This window comes from Telluria sp. ZB2R32, assembly GCF_059685715.1.
In genome coordinates this window covers 383,774-405,723 of the sequence record NZ_JCASIG010000006.1, presented here as the reverse complement: position 1 = coordinate 405,723, position 21,950 = coordinate 383,774, and the positions used below count along the sequence as shown (strand labels likewise).

The window sequence follows — 21,950 nt, the reverse complement described above, 5'->3', positions numbered from 1 at the left end:
GAACGCTTACACACAAAATCGAGCGCAAAAAGTGGCGAAGTGAGCCGCTCCTGTAAAAAACGGAGCTAGCGGAAGTTAGTTACGAGTCCATGACTGCACTGCCCTCACACCACCCGCTCTACTAAAATTTCCCTGTCGCTTCCGTCAGGCGTAATCCACGCTGCAAGGATGGATCGTCACGTAACATCGATTCAACCATTTTGAAATTCCCGTCAGACGAAAACACGAAGCGTTCCGCATGGGCAATCTGTAACGCATTGAAAAATGCGCTGCCGTCGATTCCCACATCCAGTGGCGTTCCGCTGGCTATAGCCTGCAGCAAGCGAGCTGGCTGCGAGTTGTTTTTGGGAAGAGTCCCAGGGTGGCCAGCCGCTAGCTTCGCATGGATTTGAGCGCCAATAGAGGGGCAAAGCATCCCAAGTGTCAGTTGGGGAGATAGCGGAAAGTAAATTTCAATGCCTTCGACCGCTAAGCCTACGTTGCCGCGCAAACCTGCTGGGTGCTCGTTATGCATAACTAAAGGATGATCGCCAATGAGGTAAGGATCGCCTGGATCTGTCTCGAATAACACCCAGTCTTTGTCGAGGAACGCTTGGCCATAGTCACGTGGTGCATTCACAATCCGCCGCGCCATTAGCGCGCGCTCTGCATTCTTTCCAGTGCCAACCATAGGGTCCGGCGCAAAGAACGCCTCTGGCAAACCTTCCGCGCGCAGCCAAGCCTCCATGCGCGCAAACAGTTCGGCTCCGGCGGCATGATTGGCTGGAGTCCGCACCAACTGGACCGAAAAAAAACGGGCTAATTCTCCGAGCTCAAGAGCATTGGCCTTGTCCAATCGACGTTCCTTGACGATGCGCGCAATATGCGCGCCAGCCTTCGCTTCGGCATCCGCCAGGGCTGGTTCTATGGTCATGGAGCGGCCGCTAAACTCGAAGTCATAGTAGTCGTAATGTGCGGCTAATTTGCTAATGGCGCGCGAAAACGCTTTACGCGTTGCTTTATCATAGGTATGGAGTTGATCGTTCTTGCCGCGTCCGAAACGACGCAATAGGAAGCGGGGCACATAATGGTGGAGTTGAGAGCTGGACATCAAGCAACTTTCGTCGGATGGGCGACAAGGGTGACGTTACACCTAATGCGTCACGAACATATACCAGCCCGGAATAACATCGATAATTTGTGATTGTCCGGAAGGATAAATATAGGCACTCCCGTAGAGCTATGCAATGATTTGTTTTTGGAGAGCATGAGCGTTTTGGCCGGCACTCGGGAACCTAGGTCGATTTACCCAAGTATGGTTACTTAAGGGAGAGTCTGTCACCTTTACTCAATTGGCCTACTTGGCGTAGAGTCCAGGCTGAATAGTAGAAGTCCACATCGTGCTCAGCCAATAGATATCTGGAGGGTGGCTGTACGGCTCGTGCTCAGTCTGATTCCGACGCGACGAGTCTTCCTTCAGTGCCCTCGGGAAACGTGTGCACCGGGCTTAGAGTGCATGTTAAATTTCCCACATGCGCCCACGGCTACGAGCATTCTTCCTGTGCCTGTTATTCGTCATCCTCCCGATACAAAGTATCGCCGGGATAACGCGGTACCAGTGCAGCCTGATGCATCACTCGCCTCCAACGGGCGTGACCGCGCAAGGGGAGCATAGCGCGCGCATTGCCATGGCAAATGTCGCCGATGCTGACGACTGCGATGACATGAGGGTTGCGTCCGCAAGCGGCGGACTGAGCTCTGACGACAACTGTGAGCACACGGACCCCCAGAAGAGGTCCAGTTGCGGTACGTGTTCGGCCTGCTGCATCGGCAGTTACGCACCGCCGCCGTTTTTCCTCGTGAGCCCGGCTCAAGTGCCGGAGCAGCTACTCCCACCACCCTCCATCTCCTCCTTCGCCGAGCAAATTCCGGCCCGACTGGAACGCCCTCCACGAACCACCGCTGCTGTGCTGTCCTGACAAGGGCCGGCCCGCGCATTGCGCCGCCTCTCCTGTGGCGTCGCTATACCTGCCTCGAGCATATGACATCCGTCGCGATGACGGTTCACGCTGCAGCTAGCAGCATGCCCAGGTATCGAACACACGAAATTGTTACGAACTGGAGAATCACATGAATGGGTTTGACATCGACGCCGGATGCACGAGCAGCTGGCGCCGCCGCTTCCTGCAGGGAGCGGGCGCCATCGCTGGACTGGCGGGACTAAGCCCCGGGCTGCTATTTGCGCAGCCGGGCGACCGGCGAGCGCTGCGGGGAACTGAGTTTGATCTGGTCATTGGACCTTTGCCGGTCAACTATACGGGCGCGCCCCGCATCGCGACTGCCGTCAACGACCAGGTTCCGGCGCCGACGCTGTATTGGAACGAGGGTGACACCATCACCATTCGCGTCACCAACAGGCTGCCGACGGTCAGCTCGATCCACTGGCATGGAATTTTGCTGCCAGCGGAAATGGACGGCGTGCCGGGACTGAGCTTCTCAGGCATCGAGCCTGGCCAGACCTTCACCTACAGGTTCGACGTAAAACAAAGCGGCACATACTGGTACCACAGCCATTCGGCGTTTCAGGAGCAAACCGGGCTGTATGGCCCGATCGTCATCTCGCCGAAGGGCGGCGAGCGCGTCCAGGCCGACCGGGAACACGTCGTCATGCTATCGGACTGGACCGACGAGAAGCCCGAGCGCGTGCTGGCGAACCTGAAGAAGATGAGCGATTTCTTCAACAACAAGCAACCGACTTTCGGCGAGTTCGTCCGGGACATCCAGAGCATGGGATTCGCTTCTGCGGTCGACAAGCGCAAGATGTGGAACCAGATGCGTATGATGCCGACCGACTTCAGCGACGTGACAGCCAGCCGCAACATCAGTGGCGCTCTGCGTTACCTGATCAACGGGGCAACTGCGGAAACCAACTGGACAGGCCTGTTCCGGCCTGGCGAAAAAGTGCGCCTGCGGTTCATCAACGGAGCGGCCACGACGATCTTCGACGTGCGCATTCCGGGATTGAAGATGACCGTCGTCGCGGCTGACGGCCAGGACGTCGAGCCGGTGACGGTCGACGAATTCCGTATCTCGGTCGCGGAGACCTATGACGTCATCGTCGAACCGACTGACGACCGGGCCTATACGATCTTTGCGCAGTCGATCGGGCGCTCGGGAATGGTGCGCGCAACGCTCGCGCCGCGGCCCGGGATGCAGGCGCCGGTACCGGCCATCGAAGAGGCGCAATGGCTGTCGATGGTCGACATGATGGGTGCCATGGGGATGACGGGCGGCCACGGCGGGCACGGGGCAGGCCACGGCGCAATGGAGCAAGCGCCGTCGGTGGCCATGGCAGGGCACGCAATGCAGCCGCCGGCGCCGCAAGGGCAGGGCATGCATTCCGCACACCAGGGCCATGCGCAGCAGCCAGTACCGTCAGGCACCGCGCACGCAGGCCATGCGCAGCCGGCGTCCGCGTCCAGTCCACCGGTCCCGCCTCCCAAGGTGACCCATGCGCGTACCGAGTACGGCCCGGGCGTCGATATGCACGTCGACATGCCGAGGACAAACCTGGACGACCCTGGCGTGAACCTGCGGGACAACGGCCGCCGTGTCCTCACCTACGCCGACTTGCGCACCGTCGGGGGACCAGTCGACGCGAGGGAACCGACGCGCGAGATCGAGCTGCACCTGACCGGCAATATGGAGCGCTTCATGTGGTCGTTCGACGGCCAGAAGTTCTCCGAATCCCTTCCGATCCATTTCCGATACGGCGAGCGCCTGCGGGTTGTCCTCGTCAACGACACGATGATGAACCACCCCATCCATCTGCACGGCATGTGGAGCGAGCTCGAATCGCCAAGCGGCCAGTTCCAGGTGCGCAAGCACACGATCAACGTCCAGCCTGCTCAGCGGGTCAGCTTCCGCGTCACCGCCGACGCCCCCGGTCACTGGGCGTTTCACTGCCACCTGATGTATCACATGGAAGCGGGCATGTTCCGGGAGGTCGTCGTATCATGAAATCGCTGTTGAAAAAGCCTGTACCGCTCGTTTTCCTTGTCGCCTCGTTGTTCTCACAAGGCGTCTTAGCGCAAGCTACTTCTGGCACGCACGGGCAAGACCACTCCATGCACGGCGCCCAGCCTGCGGTTGATCACGCAGCCATGGAGCACGGCACGGTGCCGTCGTCACAAAGCGCTCCCCCTGCGTCAGCGGCGCCAGCCAAGCGAAAGGCCGCGAAAAAGTCGCAGCCGGTCCACTCGGGTACCAAGCGCGCCCAATCTCCGCCAGCGGCTGCGCCGAACAACCAGCATCAGGGGCACCATGGCGCGGACGAAGCAAAGGGGCAGGCTGCCGGGCAAAATGGGGCGCCTGACCAACACCAGGGCCACGGCGGCGCACATGCAGGCCATGCAATGCCTGCGCCACAGGAACCGGCACCGACGTCCGCATCAGGCGGCGTGCCGCCAGCCATGGACCACTCCGCAATGGGCCATGGCACCGGTGGCGCAACATCACCAGCTGCAGGGCATGCCGGGATGACCCACCCGATGCCCGCGGTCGCTGGAGCGGTAGGCCACGACATGCAAATGGGGCCGATGCAGGGCGGCTCCCCGCCGCCCAATGCGCGCGATCCGAACGCCTATAACGAAGGTACGCGCTTCGCACACCTGGGCAACCACGAAATGAATGATGACGCACCGTTCTGGAAGGTGCTCGTGGATAAGGCCGAAGCAGCGAAAGGCGACGGCGAACGAGGACAGAATCTCGAACTCGAAGCCTGGTATGGAAACGACTACAACAAGGCCTGGGTCAAGGTCGAGGGTGAGCGGCGCGGCGGCACGCTCCATTCGGCGCGCGCCGAGCTGCTCTGGGATCGCGCCTTCGCGACCTTCTGGAGCACCCAGCTCGGTGTCCGGCATGACAGCGGCGAAGGCAAGAGCCGCGACTGGCTCGCGTTCGGCGTGCAGGGACTTGCGCCGTACTGGTTCGAAACCGAGGCGACGGCCTACTGGCGCGGAGGAAGCGGTCTTGCTGTACGGCTGAACGCGAAGTACGAGGTCCTGTTCACTTCGCGGCTGATCCTGGAGCCCGAGGTCGAGGCCAACCTGTACAGCCGCAGCGATCCGGAACGGGCCACAGGCAGCGGGCTGTCAGACCTGAACGTGGGCCTGCGTCTTCGCTACGAGATCACCCGCCAGGTTGCACCCTATATCGGGGTGACGTGGAACCGGCAGTTCGGCAAGACCGCTGATTTCACTCGCATGCGTGGCGGGGACACGAAAGTGGTGCAGGCCGTCGCTGGCGTGCGCTTCTGGTTCTGACCTCGACCGGCAGCAGCAAGTGCGTAAAACAGACCATGAGACACGTTGCAATGCGTGCGGACATCCCGAAAGAGGCAACCTGTCAACGAACCGCAAGGAGTTAGATCATGAACCAAAATCAGTTCCAATCTTGTATCCAGGCTTGTTACGAATGTGCCCAGGCCTGCGATAGCTGCGCGAGCGCCTGTCTCCAGGAGCCCGATCCGAAGATGATGACACGATGTATCGAGCTGGACAACGAATGCGCAGCGGTTTGCCGCCTTGCCGCCCAGCTCATGAGTCGCGGCACGGAGCACGCCGGGCAGGTGTGCCAGCTGTGTGCGGACATTTGCGAAGCGTGTGCCGACGAGTGCAGCCGGCACCAGGCGCAGCATTGCCAGGACTGCGCCGAGGCTTGCCGCCGCTGCGCTCAGGAGTGCAGAAGCATGGGGCAATCGGGGGCCGGCTCTACGGTCAGGGGACACGCTGTGTCCCACTAGAGAGCCACGAAACTCCTCAACGTAGCGCCGCAGGAAAGAGAGCAAACAAGCGAAACGAAGGTCCGCCGCATGTCTGCTCTCGCTTGATTCCCATTTGTTGCGTTCGGCGAGCCGCAGTGTTGCTTAGGGCCAACGTTTCAGGCAAGCAGTGTCTGCCTCGTTCCCAACGACGTCACTCGTTCTTTAAAGCAAACCGACATCTCGGCAGTTCAACCATGAACCCGGTGCGCCGAAACTTCACAGCTTCCTTCCGTACCGAGCGCGCGCAAGATCGCGCATGAGCTTGTCGTATCTGCGACTACACAGCGGCCCCTTAGCTCGCGCAACTGTGCTTCCAGCGCCGTCAGTGCCTGGATGCGCTCGACGACGTGAGCGATATGCTTGTCAAGGAGCTCGTTCACCCCTACACACTCAACCTGGGGATCGTCCCGGAAGTCCAGCAAGGTCCGGATTTCGTCCAGGGTCATGTCCAGCGCCCGGCAATGACGTATGAACAGTAGGCGTTCGCTATGCCGTTCATTGTAGGTCCGATAGTTATTCATTGCGCGCTCAGGCGGCATCAAAAGACCGATTCGCTCGTAATACCTGATTGTCTCCACCAGGCAGCCGGATCGCTCCGCCAGTTCGCCAATTTTCATAAATGATTGCCCTGTTTCGTTCGATAAACGCTTGACCCTGTACTAGCTACAGGGTTTTAAATGCGAACTATACACAGTTTGCAGGGGATGGACATGTCGGATTGCCAGAGTAAGTCCTGTTGCGCAAAGGCGGGCGCGGTAACAACAAACGCCGCGACCTCAGGTGCGGGTACAACCGCACTCGAGCTGAGCATTGCGCAGATGGATTGCCCGACTGAAGAAGGGTTGCTACGTCAGGCGCTGGCCCGCGTATCGGGCGTCGGGCAGCTGGACTTCAATCTCGTCCAGAGAAAACTGCGGGTTTCGCACAGTCTCCCTGACCCAGCTCCCATTATCTCTGCCATCCGCGCGGTTGGAATGGAACCGGTCGTGGAAGGCGACCTCGCCGTCGATGCGTCTGCAACCAATACCGTATTCCGGATCGAGAACATGGATTGCCCGACCGAGGAGGCGCTCATTCGCAGCAAGCTCGCCGGCGTATTCCAGGTCGAGAAGCTGGAGTTTAATCTGGTTCAGCGCCGTCTGGCTGTCTGGCATACTGGCCCTGTTTCCCTGATTGAAGAAGCCCTGAAGTCGATCGGGATGCAGGCGACCGCAATCGGCAATGTGCCGGGCCAGCGCACCGCGCCGACGGCGCCGCCTACCCAGAACAAGCAATTCATCAGCCTTCTGCTTGGCCTGGCTGCAGCTATCGGTGCCGAGATCGTTGCCTGGAGCACCGGGGTAGAGAATTCCGTACCGGTCATTCTGCTGGCAGTGGCCGCCATCGCTGTTTCCGGCCTGGGCGTCTACAAGAAGGGCTGGATAGCCCTCAAGAATCGCAACCTCAACATCAATGCCTTGATGTCGATCGCCGTTACCGGCGCGGTACTGATCGGCCAATGGCCGGAAGCCGCGATGGTCATGGTCCTGTTCGCGCTTGCCGAGCTGATCGAGGCGCGTTCGCTCGACAGGGCACGAAACGCAATCCAGGGCCTGGTTGCCCTGACACCGGATACCGTGCAGGTGCTCCTGGAGGATGGCACCTGGACGGAACGTGAAGCGGCAAGCGTCCCGGTCGGTACCATCGCGCGTGTCAGGCCTGGGGAGAGGATTGCCCTGGACGGTGCACTGACGGCCGGTCAGTCTGCCGTGAACCAGGCCTCGATCACGGGCGAAAGCATTCCGGTTTGGAAATCGGTAGGTGACATCGTGTTCGCCGGCACGGTCAACGAGACCGGATCATTCGAATATCGCGTTACGGCTGCCCACAGCAATTCGACGCTCGCGCGCATCATCCGCGCCGTCGAAGAGGCGCAAGGCAGCCGCGCGCCCACCCAGCGCTTTGTCGACAAGTTCTCCAAGGTCTATACGTCGATCGTGTTTGCGCTGGCACTTGCAGTCGCCGTCTTCCCGCCCCTGGTGTTGGGAGCGCAGTGGATGCCATGGATTTACAAGGCGCTCGTACTGCTCGTGATCGCCTGTCCCTGCGCACTCGTGATCTCGACCCCGGTGACGGTCGTGAGCGGCCTCGCCGCGGCTGCCAGGATGGGAATCCTGATCAAAGGCGGCGTCTACCTTGAAGAGGGCGGCAAAGTGCGTTCGCTGGCTTTGGACAAGACCGGTACCATTACGCAGGGCAAGCCGGTCGTGACCGATGTATTCCCCTTGCGAGGTGACCCTGGCAGCTCGCTGCAACTGGCGGCGTCTCTTGCCGACCGCTCGGACCACCCGGTGTCGACCGCGGTGAGCCGCTACTGGTCGGATCAGGAAGGAAGCGTTCCCGTGTCGACCGTGACGGATTTCGAAGCACTCACTGGCCGTGGCACGAAAGGCAAAATCGACGGCAAGTGGTACTACCTGGGCAACCACCGGCTGGTCGAGGAGCTCGGTATCTGCAATGACGCAACCGAGGCGGCACTCGCGAAACTCGAAGGCGAGGGCAAAACCGCAGTGGTCTTATGTGACGAAGCGGCGCCGCTGTTGATCATTGGTGTAGCCGATACCATTCGTGAAACCAGCCGCGAGGCGATTGCCCAGCTTCACAAACTTGGTGTGCGCACCGTCATGCTTACCGGCGACAACGCGGTCACCGCGGCCGCGATCGCCCGCCAGGTCGGCATCGACGACGCCCGGGGCAACCTGCTGCCGGAAGACAAGCTTGCAGCGGTCGATGAAGAGATTGCCCGTCACCGTGTCGTTGGGATGGTAGGAGATGGGATCAACGACGCGCCGGCGCTGGCCAAGGCAAATATCGGCTTCGCCATGGGTGCGGCCGGCACGGATACGGCGATTGAAACAGCCGACGTCGCGCTCATGGATGACGACCTGCGTAAGATCCCTCAGTTCATCCGATTGAGCAGGCAGGCCAGTGCCATCCTGAAGCAAAACATCGTTACCGCCCTTTCGATCAAGGCGGTGTTCCTGGGACTGGCGATTGCGGGATCGGCCACCCTGTGGATGGCAGTGTTTGCGGACATGGGCGCGAGCCTGCTGGTGGTCTTCAATGGGCTGCGGCTGCTCAAGTTCAGTGGAGCACGCAGCGGGACGTAAGCAGGCGCGTCCGCTTCCAGACGCCTATTGTGGGGCCCTGTCGGCGGCTTACCCGTTGACTGGGTAGTTCGCCGGCTGCAAAGCGCGCTCGACCAACTCGATCAGGATATGGATGACCTTGATATGCAGCTCCTGCACCCGGTCTGCGTACCGGCCCGCACTTGTGCAGATGCATACGTCGGCATTCTGTTCGAGCTGCGACCCTGACCGCCCAGTCAGGCCGATCACCTTTATTCCGCGCGCACGGGCAGCCTGGGCAGCCAGCACGACCGATGGGCTGCTGCCGCTCGTGCTGATTGCGAACAGGACGTCGCCAGCGGCGCCGTTACCCTGGACGAAGCGGGCAAACACCTGGTCGTAGCCGTAGTCGTTGGCGACACAGCTGATATAGCTCGGGTCGCTGATGGCCACGGCTGCCATCGCTGGGCGATCCTCGCGGAATCGCCCCGACAGCTCTTCGGCCAAATGCATCGCATCGCACATCGAGCCGCCGTTTCCGCACGAGATGACGCGGCGTCCGCTGCGCAATGCGTCGATCAACAGGGAGGCGCCGGCCTGAATATTGCCGAGTTGGGTATCATCGCTGATGAGGCGGTCGAGCGCGTCGCGTGCCTCGACGAGGTTGGCCCTGATATGGTCGATCATCGCTTTTCTCCTTCATGCTCGTCGTGGCCGGCGTGCTCGTGTGCCAGCGTAGGCCCGAAGCTGTGCTCTTCAGTCGCCTGTTCACAGGGCGTCGTTTCGATCTGGATGGTGCTGTGATGGATATCGTACTCGCGCGCCACGAGTTCGCGGATCGCCATCAGGAGGGCTTGCGGGTCTGTGACAGCAGTACCCTGCACGACGTGCACTGTCAGGCTGGCTTTTCCGCTGGTGATCGACCATACATGCAGGTCGTGAACGCTGGCTACGCCCGGCACTCGCGCAATTGCATCCTTGACGTCGGCAATGCCCAGTCCCTCTGGCACCCCCTCGAGCAGCACGTTCATGCTTGCCTTGAGCAGCGTCCAAGTACGTGGCAGCACCCACAGCCCGATCGCAACGGCAATCACCGAATCGACCCAGGTCCAGCCGGTGTAGCGAATAACGAGCGCACCAATGATCACGCCAATCGAACCGAGCATGTCGCTCCAGACTTCCAGATAGGCGCCCTTGACGTTCAGGCTGCTGTCCTTGCCGCTCGAGAGCAGGCGCATGCTAACGAGGTTCACGACCAGGCCGAAAGCGGCAACCATCAGCATCGTTCCCGACTGAATTTCCGGTGGATTGTGCAGTCGCTGGTAAGCCTCGTAAAGGATGTAGATCGCCACCGCGAACAGCAGCATGGCGTTGAAAGCGGCCGCCAGGATCTCGAAGCGGTAGTACCCGAATGTCCGGTTGCTGTCTGCCGGGCGTTTGCCGATGCGGATTGCGGCCAGTGAAATTGCCAGCGCCGCGCTGTCGGTAAACATGTGCGCTGCATCCGAGATTAGCGCCAAGCTGTTGGTAAGGATGCCGCCGATAATTTCAGCGATGAGGAAGGCGGTCGTGAGACCGAGGGCAATCCAGAGTGGTCGTTCGTTCTGGCCCGGCTGTGCTGCATGTGAATGTCCTGAACCCATTGTTTTCCCCTTATATAGTAATTACGGTGTGCTGACAAATTAGAGAAGCGAGACCCTCGCGGAGAGTTCGGCACGCTTCCTGCCGCTCGCCCGCGATACGGACGGGCGCCAAGGACGCCGGAGGATTGCTATTTTTTCTTCGCGCTGCGCGCTGAGCCCTTCCTTTTCTTCTTGTTTGCCGGATTGTTGCGGTCCTTGTATTGGAGCCAACCGAAAAACACCATCATCAGGCCAAAGAAAATCAGGCTGCTGATTCCAACTACTTCGATGAGCTGACCACGTATCGGATCGGGCAGCTGTTGTTGTAGTTTCATTGTTCGTCTCCTTGCGATTGCGTTCAACGCTTTGTCTCTCTAGCAGCGAATCAGTCCAGAATCCGGCCAAGATGGAGCACGATACGTGCGCACAGCATCAGTACGATGCTCAGCCCGGCAAGTGCGTCCAGCTTTCCTGCCTCAACGCCCAGTGGGCTGAACGCGACACAAAACGCCAGCACGGCCGGCGCTCCGGACAGCATTGCATCGACCGCGCGCCCTCTACGTCCAGCACCGCCAGTCCGCAAAGCCAGCGCAGCGGTAGTCGTAGCGGCCAGCGCTCCCGGTATCGCGAAGCCTGCTATTGCCAGGGCATTGAGCGGCTCTGCGTGAAACATGCCGTGTGCGCCCATGGCGGTAACGCATATAGCCAGTAGCAGGCAACATGCCCAAATGATGAGCTGGGCAAGTGAATACAATGCGTCGCCCGACCTGATTCGAAATTGCCCAGTATCCTTGTTGTCAAGTAGCAGGCGAAAACCGATGCTTGCTGCGTGATGCGAGGCAGCTCCCATGAGGACGACGCTTTCCAAAACGACTGCTCCAGTCATGAAGCTCAGGAGAGCCGTTCCGTGCGCAGCAAGGTCCAGCCCGAAAAGCCGGCGCGTGCCTGGCGACCGACTTGGGGTGTCTTCACGCATTTCATCCTCCTCAGCCGGGCCGCAAGAATTCCTCGCGGCCCGGCAGTCTCAATGCACGAGAACCTTCACCGGCTCCGCTGGTACTTCATCGCTGTCTTTGCGATGCGCAAGCCGGTAGAGGAGGGGAAGGACGAGCAGCGTCAGCGCCGTCGAGGAAAGAATGCCCCCGATCACAACGGTGGCCAATGGCCGCTGCACTTCGGCCCCGGTGCCGGTGGCGATCGCCATCGGCACGAAGCCGAGGGACGCCACCAGGGCCGTCATCAGCACTGGCCGCAGCCGCGTCAAGGCGCCGTGCGTGATGGCCCGGTCCAGCCCCATGCCTTCTTCGCGCAAGGTGCGGATATAGGAAATCATCACCAGGCCGTTTAACACCGCGACACCGGAGAGCGCAATGAACCCGACCGCCGCCGAGATGGACATCGGAATACCGCGCAGAGCCAGTGCGATGACGCCACCCGTCAGGGCAAAGGGGATACCCGTAAAGACCAGCAGCCCGTCCTTCACGTTATTGAACATCATGAACAGCAACGTAAAGACGATGAACAGGGCGAGCGGTACGACCAGCTGGAGCCGGGTAGTGGCCGACTGCAGTTGCTGGTAGGTGCCGCCCCAGCTCGTCCAGTAGCCCGCCGGCACTTTGACCTTCTGGGCGATTGCTGCGGACGCTTCAGGTACGAACGAGCCGATATCGCGTCCGCGCACATTCGCACTAACGACAATGCGTCGCTTGCCGTTTTCCCGGCTGATCTGGTTCGGACCTGGCGCGAATTCGAGCGAAGCAACCTCGCCCAGGGGGATATAGGTCGTCGCGCCGCCGTCCTTGGCGGGCAGGGAGATCGGCAGCTGCCTGAGCGCGTCGAGATCGGTTCGCAGCGTTTCGGGCAAACGAACGACGATGTCGAAGCGGCGGTCGCCCTCGAACATGGTGCCGGCTTCGCGACCGCCGGTTGCGATGGCCAGGGCTTCCTGCACGTCGCCAATGTTCAGGCCATAGCGCGCAGTCTTCTCGCGGTCGATGTTAACGGTCAGCATAGGCAGGCCGCCCGTTTGCTCGACCTTCACTTCGGCCGCGCCGGGAATGCGCTGAAGTACCTCGGCGATCTCCTTGCCGGTCGATGCAAGCACCTCCATGTCGTCGCCGAAGACCTTGACGGCAACGTCGCTGCGCACGCCGGAGATCAGTTCATTGAATCGCAACTGGATGGGTTGCGAGAACTCGTAGGAATTGCCGGCGTATTTCTCGGTCTCTTCCTGAATCGCTGCGATCAGTTCGTCACGGCTCTTCTTCGGCGCTGGCCATTGCGCTTCAGGCTTGAGCATGATGTAGCCGTCCGAGATGTTCGGCGGCATCGGGTCCGATGCGATCTCGGCAGTGCCGGTGCGGGCAAACACTCTGTCGATCTCCGGGAACTTCGCTTTCAGGCCGGCTTCCACCTTTTTCTGCATTTCCACGGACTGACTCAGGCTGGTGCCAGGAATGCGCAACGACTGCAACGCCAGGTCGCCTTCGTTCAGGCTCGGAATGAACTCGCTGCCCAGCCGCGTCACCAGTAACCCCGACAGGACGACGAGGACGACCGCGCTCGTGATAACCAGTGCCGCGTTGCGCATGACTTTTTCGAGCATCGGCGCATAAGCACGCTTGGCCATGCCCATGAGCCTGTTCTCCTTCTCGGTGACGCGCTTGCCGATGAACAGGGCCACCGCGGCGGGGATGAAGGTGATCGACAGGATCATGGCGCCGACCAGGGCCGCAACCACGGCGAAGGCCATCGGGTGGAACATTTTTCCTTCGACACCCGACAGCGCGAAGATCGGCAGGTACACAACCATGATGATGAGCTGGCCGAAGAGCAGCGGTCGCCGTGCTTCCCGGGCAGCCGCAAACACTTCATGGAAGCGCTCGGTGAGGGTCAGGTCGCGCTTGTGGTGCTCCTGCGCATGTGCGAGCCGCCGCACGCAGTTCTCGACGATCACCACGGCGCCATCGATGATGATGCCGAAGTCGAGGGCGCCCAGGCTCATCAGGTTCGCGCTGACCTTGTACGACACCATGCCCGTGAAGGTGAACAGCATCGCCAGCGGGATGACCATCGCCGTGATGATCGCCGCACGGATGTTGCCGAGGAAGAGGAACAGGATGACGATCACCAGCACCGCACCCTCGAGCAGGTTCTTCTTGACGGTATTGATGGCCTTGTCGACCAGTACCGTCCGGTCGTACACCGGCACCGCCTTGACGCCTTTGGGCAGCGAACGATTCACCTCGACCATCTTGGCGGCAACGGCCTGCGACACGGCGCGGCTGTTCTCGCCGATCAGCATGAATACCGTGCCGAGCACGACCTCTTTGCCGTTTTCGGTCGCGGCGCCGGTACGCAGTTCGCGTCCGATGTCGACGGTCGCCACGTCGCGCACGCGGATTGCAACGCCCTTGACGTTGCTGAGGACCGTGTTGCGGATATCGTCGAGGGTACGCACCTGGCCCGGTGCGCGGATCAGGAACTGCTCGCCACGGCGCTCGATATAGCCGGCGCCGACGTTGTTATTGTTGCGGTCGATCGCGCCGACGACGTCGGACAGCGACAGGCCGTAGGAGCTGAGCTTGGCCGGATCGGGTGCGATCAGGTATTCCTTCTCGAAGCCGCCGATCGAATTGATTTCTGTGACGCCGGGAACCTGCCGCAACTGCGGCTTGATGATCCAGTCCTGGACTTCGCGCAGGTCGGTCGGGGTGTACGGTGTGCCGTCGGGCTTTTTCGCGCCCGGCTCGCTTTCGACCGTCCAGAGGTAGATCTCGCCTAGGCCGGTAGAGATCGGGCCCATCATCGGCACCACGCCTTCAGGCAAGTTTTCCCTGGCTTCCTGGATTCGTTGGTTGACGAGCTGGCGTGCAAAGTGGATGTCGGTGCCATCCTTGAAGATGACGGTCACCTGCGACAGGCCATAGCGCGACAGCGACCGGGTTTCTTCCAGGCCGGGGAGGCCCGCCATGACCGTTTCGATCGGGAAGGTCACACGCTGCTCGGCTTCCAGCGGCGAATAGCCGGCGGCCGACGTGTTGATCTGGACCTGGACGTTGGTGATGTCGGGCACCGCGTCGATGGGCAGTTTCTGGTAGTTGTAGATGCCGATGGCAGCCATGGCGACGACGCCCAGCATGACAAGCCATCGGTGCTCGATGGCGAAGCGGATAATTCGTTCAAACATGTCGGGTTCCTCGATCAGTGTTCGTGCTCGGCACTGCCTTTGCCTTGCTCGGCTTTCACAACGAAGCTGCCCGTTGCAACGTATTGCGCCCCGGCGCTCAGTCCGGCGACGATCTCGACGTTCTTGCCGTCGCTCGCACCCAGGGTGACTTCCTTAGCCTGGAAGCCCTTCGGCACTTTCGTGAAGACGACGGCTTTGCCCTCAATGGTCTGCACGGCATCGGCTGCGACCGCAACGGCAGCTTCCTTCGTGCCGCGCACGAGAGCGACGTTCACGAACAGTCCAGGGCGCCATGCAAGGCCCGGATTGTCGATGACGACCCGCGCGGTCGCGGTCCTGGTCTGTTCGCCCAGCAGGCTGCCCACATAGCTGACCTTGCCGGTCACCGATGCGCTGCCGGCAGCTGATTTGATCGTGACCGGCTGGCCGACGCGGACCGATTCCAGGTCCTTGGCCGCCACCACGATCTCCACCCAGACGGTCGACAGGTTGGACACCAGGAAGGCGTTCGCGTCTTCCTTCACCGCTTCGCCCTGCGACAGGTGCTTTTCGACCACGACGCCGTTGAAGGGCGAGCGCAGGACATAGCGGCTCACGGCGCCCCCGTTGATCTCGGCGCCTAGGGCCGTCAGTTTCGACCTGGCCGACTGCACCTCGATCTGCGCTTCACGGTAGGCGTGCTCGGCTTGCAAGTAGTCTTGCTGCGCCGAGATCCGGTCTTCCCACAGCTTCTTCTCGCGTTCATAGGTGGTGCGCGCCAGTCCGAGGCGCTTGTCCGCGGCGAGGGCGGTACTGCGCAGTTCGGCCAGGTCGGGGCTTGCGATGATGGCCAGTGGCTGGCCCTTCTTCACCTCCTGGCCGAGCGAGGCGGAGACAGATTCGACCACGCCCGCCACCCGGGGGACGATATGCGCGGTGCGGTCTTCGTTGAAGCGCACTTCGCCCGGCAGCGTGACGGCGGTATCGATGCGCGCCGGAGCGGCCTGCGCGACGGCGATTCCCGCGCCTTGCACTTGCTGCGGCGTCATCTCGATCAGGCCGGGCGGCTCGTCGGCATGCTCTTCCTTGCCCCCCGACTTTTCGGCGGTTTCCTCTGCGTGTTCGCTTTCACCCTGGGCCGCTGGCGCGTCCTTTTTCCAGAAAAGAATGGCGAGCGCGAGCGCGAGACCTATGCCGATCACGGCGGCGATGGAAAAGAGGGATTTTTTGTTGATAGTCGACTTCATGGGGCACTCCTGTTGTTGAGGTTGGCGCCTGCGTCTGGAGCGGCATAGCGGCCAAGGTCGGCGACGGCGCGGTAGCGGTCGTACAGTGCCTGGATGTATTGGGTGCGGATCTGCAGCAGCGTGCGCTGGGCGTCGAGCACGTCGAGGAACCCGAACTTGCCGGCTTCAAAGCCGGTGACCGCTGAGTCGAACACGCGCTGCGCGGCCGGCAGGATGTTTTCCCGCATGCTGCGCACCTGCTCGCGCGACAACTGGGCGCGCTGGTACGCGTTGGTCAGCCCCTGGTGCAGGCGCAGGCGCTCGGCCTCCAGTTCGGCGCGTGCCTTCTCCGCGCGGCCGAGCGAGGCCTGGAGGCTGCCCTGGTTGCGGTTGAATAGGGGCAGCGGGACCGACAGGCCGACCACGGTCTGCGAACGCCCGATCTCGTCGTCCTTTTTCTGGCCGACGATAAGCGTGAGGTCGGGCATGCGCTGGGCACGATCGACGCCGACCTGAGCTTCCTCGCGCTGGACCTGCAAGTTCGCGCGCCGCAGCTGCGGCGAGGTGGCCAGTCGCTGTTCCAGTTCGGCCAGCGCAGGCGTTGGTGCCAGGTCGAGTTCAGGGACGATCAAGGTAAGGTTTGCCTGACCAGTTTCGCCCCAATAGGCGGACAAGGTGTGCATGGCAATCGCCAGGTCGCTCTGCGCCTGGGCCAGCTCGAGCCGCGCCGATGCCTGTGCCACGCCGGCGCGATCCTGCTCGACAGGCGAAACCCGTCCGGCCGTGACGCGCTTTTCGGCCGCCACTGTTGCTTTAGCTGCGACGTCGAGCGACGCCTGAGCGATGCGCACGCGCTCCTGTGCACCCAGTGCATCGAAATAGGCCGTTGTGATGTCGGCGCGCAGATCGGTACGGGCTACGCTAAGGTTGCCTGCCGCAAGACTGCGTTCGCGTTCGGCCAGGTTGATACGCGCCGAGCGCTTTCTTCCGAGTTCGAGCACCTGGCTGAGCTGCACGGTCTGGGTGCGGGTACCGCGTTGCGTTCCTTCACGGACAAAGGACACTTCCGGATTCGAGATCAGGCCCGCCTGGCGGCGCATGCCGTCGGCGATAGCAACGTCGAGCGCGGCCGCACGCAGGCTTGGGTTGGCCGCCAGTGCCCTCGCGATGGCTTCATCGAGCGTCAGCGGCGGGCCTGCGATCGGTGTTTGCTGCTGTGTTGCCAAAGGGGATACAGGCTGCGCAATTATCTGCGCAGCACTCGGCAACGCCTGTGCAAATAGCACGGACGCCCCGAGGACGAAATACTTGGGATGCATGAATAACTCCGGTTATTGAAAACGAAGGCTATTCAGCAGCGAGACGTATCGGGATGGCCTTCAGGCCCGCCCGCACAACGATGAGTGGATGTATACGATCTGCCGCCGAATCAGACGGCGGAGATCCATTGAGGCCGCTCGGGACGAGCAGAGTATGAGGAGGAGTATTGAAGCTGGAGCGTCGGCGGCGCCAGACGGACCGGTTCAATAATCGCTTGCGCAACAGGAAGTCCTTCGAAGGAAAGCGTCGCGTGAGCACAGGAAGCGCAGTGCGAGTGCATTGCGACTTTCTTGCTGGAACCCGTCGGCTTGTCCTTCTCAGCGGAGGCGAGCTTGTGCGAGTCGGCCTCCGACGAATGATGACCGAAATGCTGGGCGGCACGGCCCGACTCGTGTTGACAATAGGCAGCAACCACGCTCCAGCTGAGCTGAAGAGCGAGGATCGTCAAGACAAGGTAGATGAAGCGTCGGGCGGCCATGAAGAAAAGTATAGCACGGGGGATCGTTTGTCTTTTGCGCTCAATATCCTTACTTCAGCTTCAGGATGCGACGTGCGCCCGAGAGAACGATCACACCGATCACCGTGCCGACAATCAAATCGGGATAAGGCGATCCGGTCCACGTGACGAGTGCGCCAGCAGCAATCACACCGATGTTTGCAATAACGTCATTCGCCGAGAAAATATAACTTGCCTTCATGTGCGCCCCGCGATCGCGTTTCTTTGCGATCAACACCAGGCAAGCCACATTCGCAACCAGGGCTACCGCGCCAACGCCCATCATCAGGCCCGATTCCGGTTCGCTTCCGAAGAAGGCCCGGCGGACCACTTCACTGAGGGCGCCCAGCGCGAGCACGAGCTGCAGCCAGCCGGCCAGGTGTGCTGCGTGCGTCTTCATCGCCGCAGCCCTGCCTACCGCGTACAGGGCCAGGCCGTACACAGCGGCATCCGCAAACATGTCCAACGAATCAGCGACCAAACCGGTTGATTCTGCGACCAATCCCCAGACCAGCTCGACCACGAACATGATGGCGTTGATAGCTAGCAGCAACCGGAGTGTCTTCGCCTCCGATGCGTTGCCGGCCTTGTCATTATCAGCCTCCTGCTGGGACGAATCCGGTTGCGATCCGATCAGATGGGCGCCAAGCTTTAGCGGGCCCAGCTTATTCAAGATGCGATCGACTTCTCCCGTATGCGCAACATGGAGCTGTCGCTGGGAGAGGTCAAAGTTCAGAGATTGAATTCCGCCGACATCCGACAGTGCCATGCGGATCATGTTCTCCTCCGAAGGGCAATCCATCTTGGGAATCCCGAGTGTACTCAGCGTACGTATGTTGTGGACTTTCGGCTTCGCTGGGTGGGATCCGCGCAATTCGACACCCAGCCGCAGGGGCTGCAGCACCTCCACAAGGGCATCCGCTTTGCCATTGTGGAGCACAGTCACCGTGCGGGCGTTGAGGTCGAAGGCAATGTTGTCGATGCCCGAAACTTTGCCCAAGGCCATCCGAATCAAATTCTCTTCGGAAGGGCAGTCCATCTTCGAGACAAATAGTTCGGTTTCGAGGCGGGCTGCCGTAGCGGTTTGGTCTTGTGTCATGACGTTCAGCCTGGGATCGGGAATTTGTTCGAAGGATAAAGCTTCAACCCGCTTCAAGGTCAAGCGTGTTCGCCACGCCAGGACCGTCCAGCAGGAGGAGTAATCTATTGCTGAGGTGACAGGGCGCCGATGATGCCGCAATCGGAAACTCGGCCGCCCTGGCATGAAATGAGCAGACGGGACAGGTGCTCTTTCAGTAAGTTGAGGTCTCTGATCTTCTGCTCGACTTCGGCAAGATGCTGCTCGGTCATCGCGCTCACTGCACAGCAGTCGCCATCGCGGCTATCGGAAAAGGCCAACAGACTTCGTACCTGATCGATCGTGAAGCCGATTTCCCGGGCACGGCGAACGAAGATCAAGCGGTCTACGTCCTCGCTGCCATACAGCCGATAGTTACTTCCGGTCCGGGATGGAGAATCGAGCAATCCGATCTTTTCGTAATAACGAATCGTCGGCGCAGGGGTCTGCGCCGCGGCGGACAGCTGACCTATCGTAAAAGTGCGTGACATATGCTTGACCTTGAAGTGACTTCAAGGTTTATAAAGTTCATTTATCAATCCGTCAAGCGAATTCACCTATGCGCACCAAGATGAACTTCAGTGTCACCGCAGCGTTGCTGGCCATGTGCGCAGCTGCAGGATCTGCCTTTGCCGAAGGCACTGCACTGACGCTTGCCGAAGCCGTTGCCAGAGCCCGCGTCCAGGCGCCGCAACTGCAGAGCGCCGATGCAGCACTGCGGGCTGCAGAGGCCAATGTGCGGCTGTCCGGCCTGCGACCGAATCCGACGCTTTCCGTGGAAGCGGAAAATGTGATGGGCTCGGGTCGTTATTCCGGTTTTGGTGGCGGAGAAAAGACGGTTTCGCTGTCGATGCCCCTCGAGCTGGGCGGCAAGCGGGGCGCCAGGCTACGCGTAGCGCAGGCTGAGCGCGCTGCTGCCGACGTTGGTGCGCGCTCCGCTGAAGCCGAACTGACGTTTCAGATCACCGAGGCGTTCGTTAACCTTGCCGCCAGTGAGCGCTACCTTGCGATCGCAAAAGCCAGTCATGAACTGGCCGAACGCGCCCATCACGCCGCACGCGAGCGGGTACGGGCCGGGAAAGCATCCCCCATAGAAGAGCAACGGGCGGACGTGCTACGAATTAATTCCGAGGTTCGCTTGGGAAAAGCAATGCGCGCCACCGAGCTGGCGCAGAAAACGATCGCGCGGCTGACAGGCGCGCCAATGCCCTTCGCGATAGCGTCTACCTGGTTTGAGCAGATCGAACGCAGCGAGCAGGTACCGCCTGCGCGGCAGCAGCTCGCGATTGCGACAGCGGAGGCGGAACTGGCCGCTGCAGAGGCTCGCGTCGATGCGGCCAGGCGTGACCGGATACCGGACGTCACGCTGACCGCCGGCATGCGCCGGTATGGCGAAACTTCCGACAAGGCGGCTGTGCTGGGCCTGTCGGTCCCGCTGCCATTGTTCAATCAGGGCAGCGCCGCGCTTGCGCGGTCTCGGGCGGAATTCGATCGCGCATCCGCCGTGCGCCGCGCCGTCGTACTGGAAGTCGAGCAGTCCACCGCACAGGCAGAAGCCGAGGTGGCCGACGCGCTGGCGGCTGCACGCGCCGCCAACGGTCCTGCGCTGGCAGCGGCAGAAGAGGCGGCCCGTATCGCGAGGATCGGTTATGCCGAGGGGAAATTCCCGCAACTCGAATTGATCGAGGCCGAACGCTCGCTGGCTGAAACCCGCGAAAGCTCGGTCGATGCGCTCGCAGCACTTCATACGGCACGGGCGCGTCTGGCTCGGCTGCAAGGTTCCAACTCTCCAATTTACAAGGACTAACCCATGCAAGCGGTATTCCGATCGGGCCTGTGTGCCGCGATGATCCTCTTGAGCGCATGCTCGCCCAAGCCAGAAACGGCCAGCCGTAAAGAAGCTGCCGAACAAGGCGAGCAGAGCGCGAATGCCAAAGGCGAACAGGCCGAAAAGGCTGAGAAGGCTGAGAAGGCTGAGAAGGCTGAGAAAGGCGAATCCAAGGGCGAGGCCGGAGAGCGGGGCGAAGCCGCGGAAAAAGAAGGCGGCGAGGCCGAAGCCAAGAAAGACTTTGTCACGCTGTCGGACCAGCAAATCAAAGCGGCAGGAATCGAGGTCATGCCAGTCCGGCAATCGTTCGCCGGGGCCGTCGAGGCGCCGGCGGTCATCGCGGCGGATCCGAAGCATGCGGCGGTGGTCTCGAGCGCCGTGGGTGGCCGGGTGGTCGAGATCCGGCGCAACCTTGGCGACCCGGTCGCTCGTGGCGACGTGCTTGCCGTAATCGAAAGCCGTGACGTCGCCCAGCTCAGGGCCGACGTCGAGATCGCCAAGCGGCAGTACGAACTGTCGCAGGCCAATTTTGCACGCGAAGAACGTCTGTACGGTGAAAAAGTCACTTCGCGGCAGGAATTTGAGATTGCGCGCAATGCCGCGCAAGAAGCACGCACCCGTCTTCGCCTGGCCGAGCAGCAGCTCGCCGCCGCAGGCGCAAGCAGCGGGGGACAGCTCAACCGGCTGATGCTGCGCTCACCCATCAAGGGCAACGTCACGGCACGACAGATCGCCTTGGGCGACATCGTCGCACCGGACGCCCATCTTTTCGAGGTCGCCGACCTCAACGAGCTGACGGCCGAACTTTCGCTCTCGCCGGACGACGCTGCCCGCGTCGCCGTGGGCACGGCGGTGGACGTGTCGACCGAGGGTCGCACCGGCACGGGCCGCATTACGCATGTCTCGCGTGTTCTCGACCCCGCGACGCGCCAGGTACGCGCCATTGCCCGCCTGTCGAACGGTCGCGGCGCGTGGCGTATCGGCGAAACGGTCCGGGCATCGATTGCGCTCGAAGGGGGCGCCGGCGGCGCGCAACTGGCCATTCCACGGACGGCCGTGCAAACCGTCGAGGACAAGCCCAGCGTATTCGTTCGGGAGAAAGGTGGGTTCGCGATCAGGCACGTTGTCCTCGGCGGTAACGCGGCGGGCTACGTCAAGGTGACGTCCGGCCTGGAAGGCAGCGAACAGATTGCGGTCAGCAATACGTATCTGCTGAAGGCAGAACATGGCAAAGGAGAGGCGGGAGACGATGACTGATCTCTT

Annotated in this window: 17 protein-coding genes; 6 read left to right on the top strand and 11 right to left on the bottom strand. The window is 61.4% G+C overall.

All coding sequences use genetic code 11. The annotated features are described in order from the left end of the window. Positions 1-121: 121 nt before the first annotated feature. Entirely contained in the window at positions 122-1,090 is a 969-nt protein-coding gene (locus AC56LG_RS19375; RefSeq protein WP_497167697.1) for a DUF4238 domain-containing protein, read from the bottom strand. A 1,019-nt stretch (positions 1,091-2,109) separates the two neighbouring features. Between AC56LG_RS19375 and AC56LG_RS19370 the strand changes: the two genes are divergently transcribed. From AC56LG_RS19370 to AC56LG_RS19360, 3 genes are all read left to right on the top strand, one after another. Further along, entirely contained in the window at positions 2,110-3,999 is a 1,890-nt protein-coding gene (locus AC56LG_RS19370; RefSeq protein WP_497167696.1) for a copper resistance system multicopper oxidase, read from the top strand. A gap of 518 nt (positions 4,000-4,517) precedes the next feature. Continuing rightward, complete coding sequence (locus AC56LG_RS19365; RefSeq protein WP_497167695.1) at positions 4,518-5,303, top strand: copper resistance protein B; 786 nt, start codon at positions 4,518-4,520, stop codon at positions 5,301-5,303. Positions 5,304-5,410: 107 nt separating this feature from the next. Continuing rightward, a complete protein-coding gene (locus AC56LG_RS19360; protein WP_497167694.1) occupies positions 5,411-5,782 on the top strand; it encodes a four-helix bundle copper-binding protein in 372 nt (123 codons plus the stop codon). Positions 5,783-5,991: 209 nt separating this feature from the next. On the opposite strand, the gene cadR is transcribed toward AC56LG_RS19360, so the two are convergent. Then, the gene (cadR, locus tag AC56LG_RS19355) at positions 5,992-6,420 is read right to left on the bottom strand and encodes a Cd(II)/Pb(II)-responsive transcriptional regulator (protein WP_497167693.1); all 429 of its coding nucleotides are present in this window, start codon (positions 6,418-6,420) and stop codon (positions 5,992-5,994) included. A 93-nt stretch (positions 6,421-6,513) separates the two neighbouring features. Here cadR and AC56LG_RS19350 point away from each other — a divergent pair, with 93 nt between their 5' ends. After that, positions 6,514-8,952: a heavy metal translocating P-type ATPase gene (locus tag AC56LG_RS19350; protein ID WP_497167692.1), complete on the top strand. Its 2,439-nt coding sequence runs from the start codon at positions 6,514-6,516 to the stop codon at positions 8,950-8,952. A 48-nt stretch (positions 8,953-9,000) separates the two neighbouring features. Here AC56LG_RS19350 and AC56LG_RS19345 read toward each other — a convergent pair whose 3' ends face one another. The 9 genes from AC56LG_RS19345 to AC56LG_RS19305 all read right to left on the bottom strand — a co-directional run bounded on the left by AC56LG_RS19345 (position 9,001) and on the right by AC56LG_RS19305 (position 19,350). Next, positions 9,001-9,597: an SIS domain-containing protein gene (locus AC56LG_RS19345; RefSeq protein WP_497167691.1), complete on the bottom strand. Its 597-nt coding sequence runs from the start codon at positions 9,595-9,597 to the stop codon at positions 9,001-9,003. After that, complete coding sequence (locus AC56LG_RS19340; RefSeq protein ID WP_497167690.1) at positions 9,594-10,553, bottom strand: cation diffusion facilitator family transporter; 960 nt, start codon at positions 10,551-10,553, stop codon at positions 9,594-9,596. The genes AC56LG_RS19345 and AC56LG_RS19340 overlap by 4 nt, the downstream gene beginning before the upstream one ends. A gap of 128 nt (positions 10,554-10,681) precedes the next feature. Then, on the bottom strand, positions 10,682-10,867 hold the full coding sequence (locus AC56LG_RS19335) for a hypothetical protein (RefSeq protein ID WP_497167689.1): 186 nt from the start codon (positions 10,865-10,867) through the stop codon (positions 10,682-10,684). Positions 10,868-10,917: 50 nt separating this feature from the next. After that, positions 10,918-11,508: a hypothetical protein gene (locus AC56LG_RS19330; protein ID WP_497167688.1), complete on the bottom strand. Its 591-nt coding sequence runs from the start codon at positions 11,506-11,508 to the stop codon at positions 10,918-10,920. Positions 11,509-11,556: 48 nt separating this feature from the next. Further along, positions 11,557-14,721, bottom strand: a complete 3,165-nt coding sequence (locus tag AC56LG_RS19325) for a CusA/CzcA family heavy metal efflux RND transporter (protein ID WP_497167687.1) — start codon at positions 14,719-14,721, stop codon at positions 11,557-11,559. Between the two features lie 14 nt (positions 14,722-14,735). Continuing rightward, on the bottom strand, positions 14,736-15,947 hold the full coding sequence (locus AC56LG_RS19320; protein WP_497167686.1) for an efflux RND transporter periplasmic adaptor subunit: 1,212 nt from the start codon (positions 15,945-15,947) through the stop codon (positions 14,736-14,738). Then, entirely contained in the window at positions 15,944-17,245 is a 1,302-nt protein-coding gene (locus AC56LG_RS19315; protein ID WP_497167685.1) for a TolC family protein, read from the bottom strand. Before AC56LG_RS19315 ends, AC56LG_RS19320 begins: the two co-directional genes overlap by 4 nt. Positions 17,246-17,773: 528 nt before the next feature. Then, positions 17,774-18,841, bottom strand: coding sequence for a cation efflux transmembrane domain-containing protein (locus AC56LG_RS19310; protein ID WP_497167715.1), 1,068 nt, complete (start codon positions 18,839-18,841; stop codon positions 17,774-17,776). A 104-nt stretch (positions 18,842-18,945) separates the two neighbouring features. Beyond that, complete coding sequence (locus AC56LG_RS19305) at positions 18,946-19,350, bottom strand: MerR family transcriptional regulator (protein ID WP_497167684.1); 405 nt, start codon at positions 19,348-19,350, stop codon at positions 18,946-18,948. Between the two features lie 68 nt (positions 19,351-19,418). Between AC56LG_RS19305 and AC56LG_RS19300 the strand changes: the two genes are divergently transcribed. Both AC56LG_RS19300 and AC56LG_RS19295 read left to right on the top strand, forming a co-directional pair. After that, positions 19,419-20,666 (top strand): TolC family protein, encoded by a 1,248-nt coding sequence (locus tag AC56LG_RS19300; protein ID WP_497167683.1) that lies wholly within the window; start codon positions 19,419-19,421, stop codon positions 20,664-20,666. 3 nt (positions 20,667-20,669) lie between these two features. Continuing rightward, on the top strand, positions 20,670-21,944 hold the full coding sequence (locus AC56LG_RS19295) for an efflux RND transporter periplasmic adaptor subunit (RefSeq protein WP_497167682.1): 1,275 nt from the start codon (positions 20,670-20,672) through the stop codon (positions 21,942-21,944). Positions 21,945-21,950: the final 6 nt, after the last annotated feature.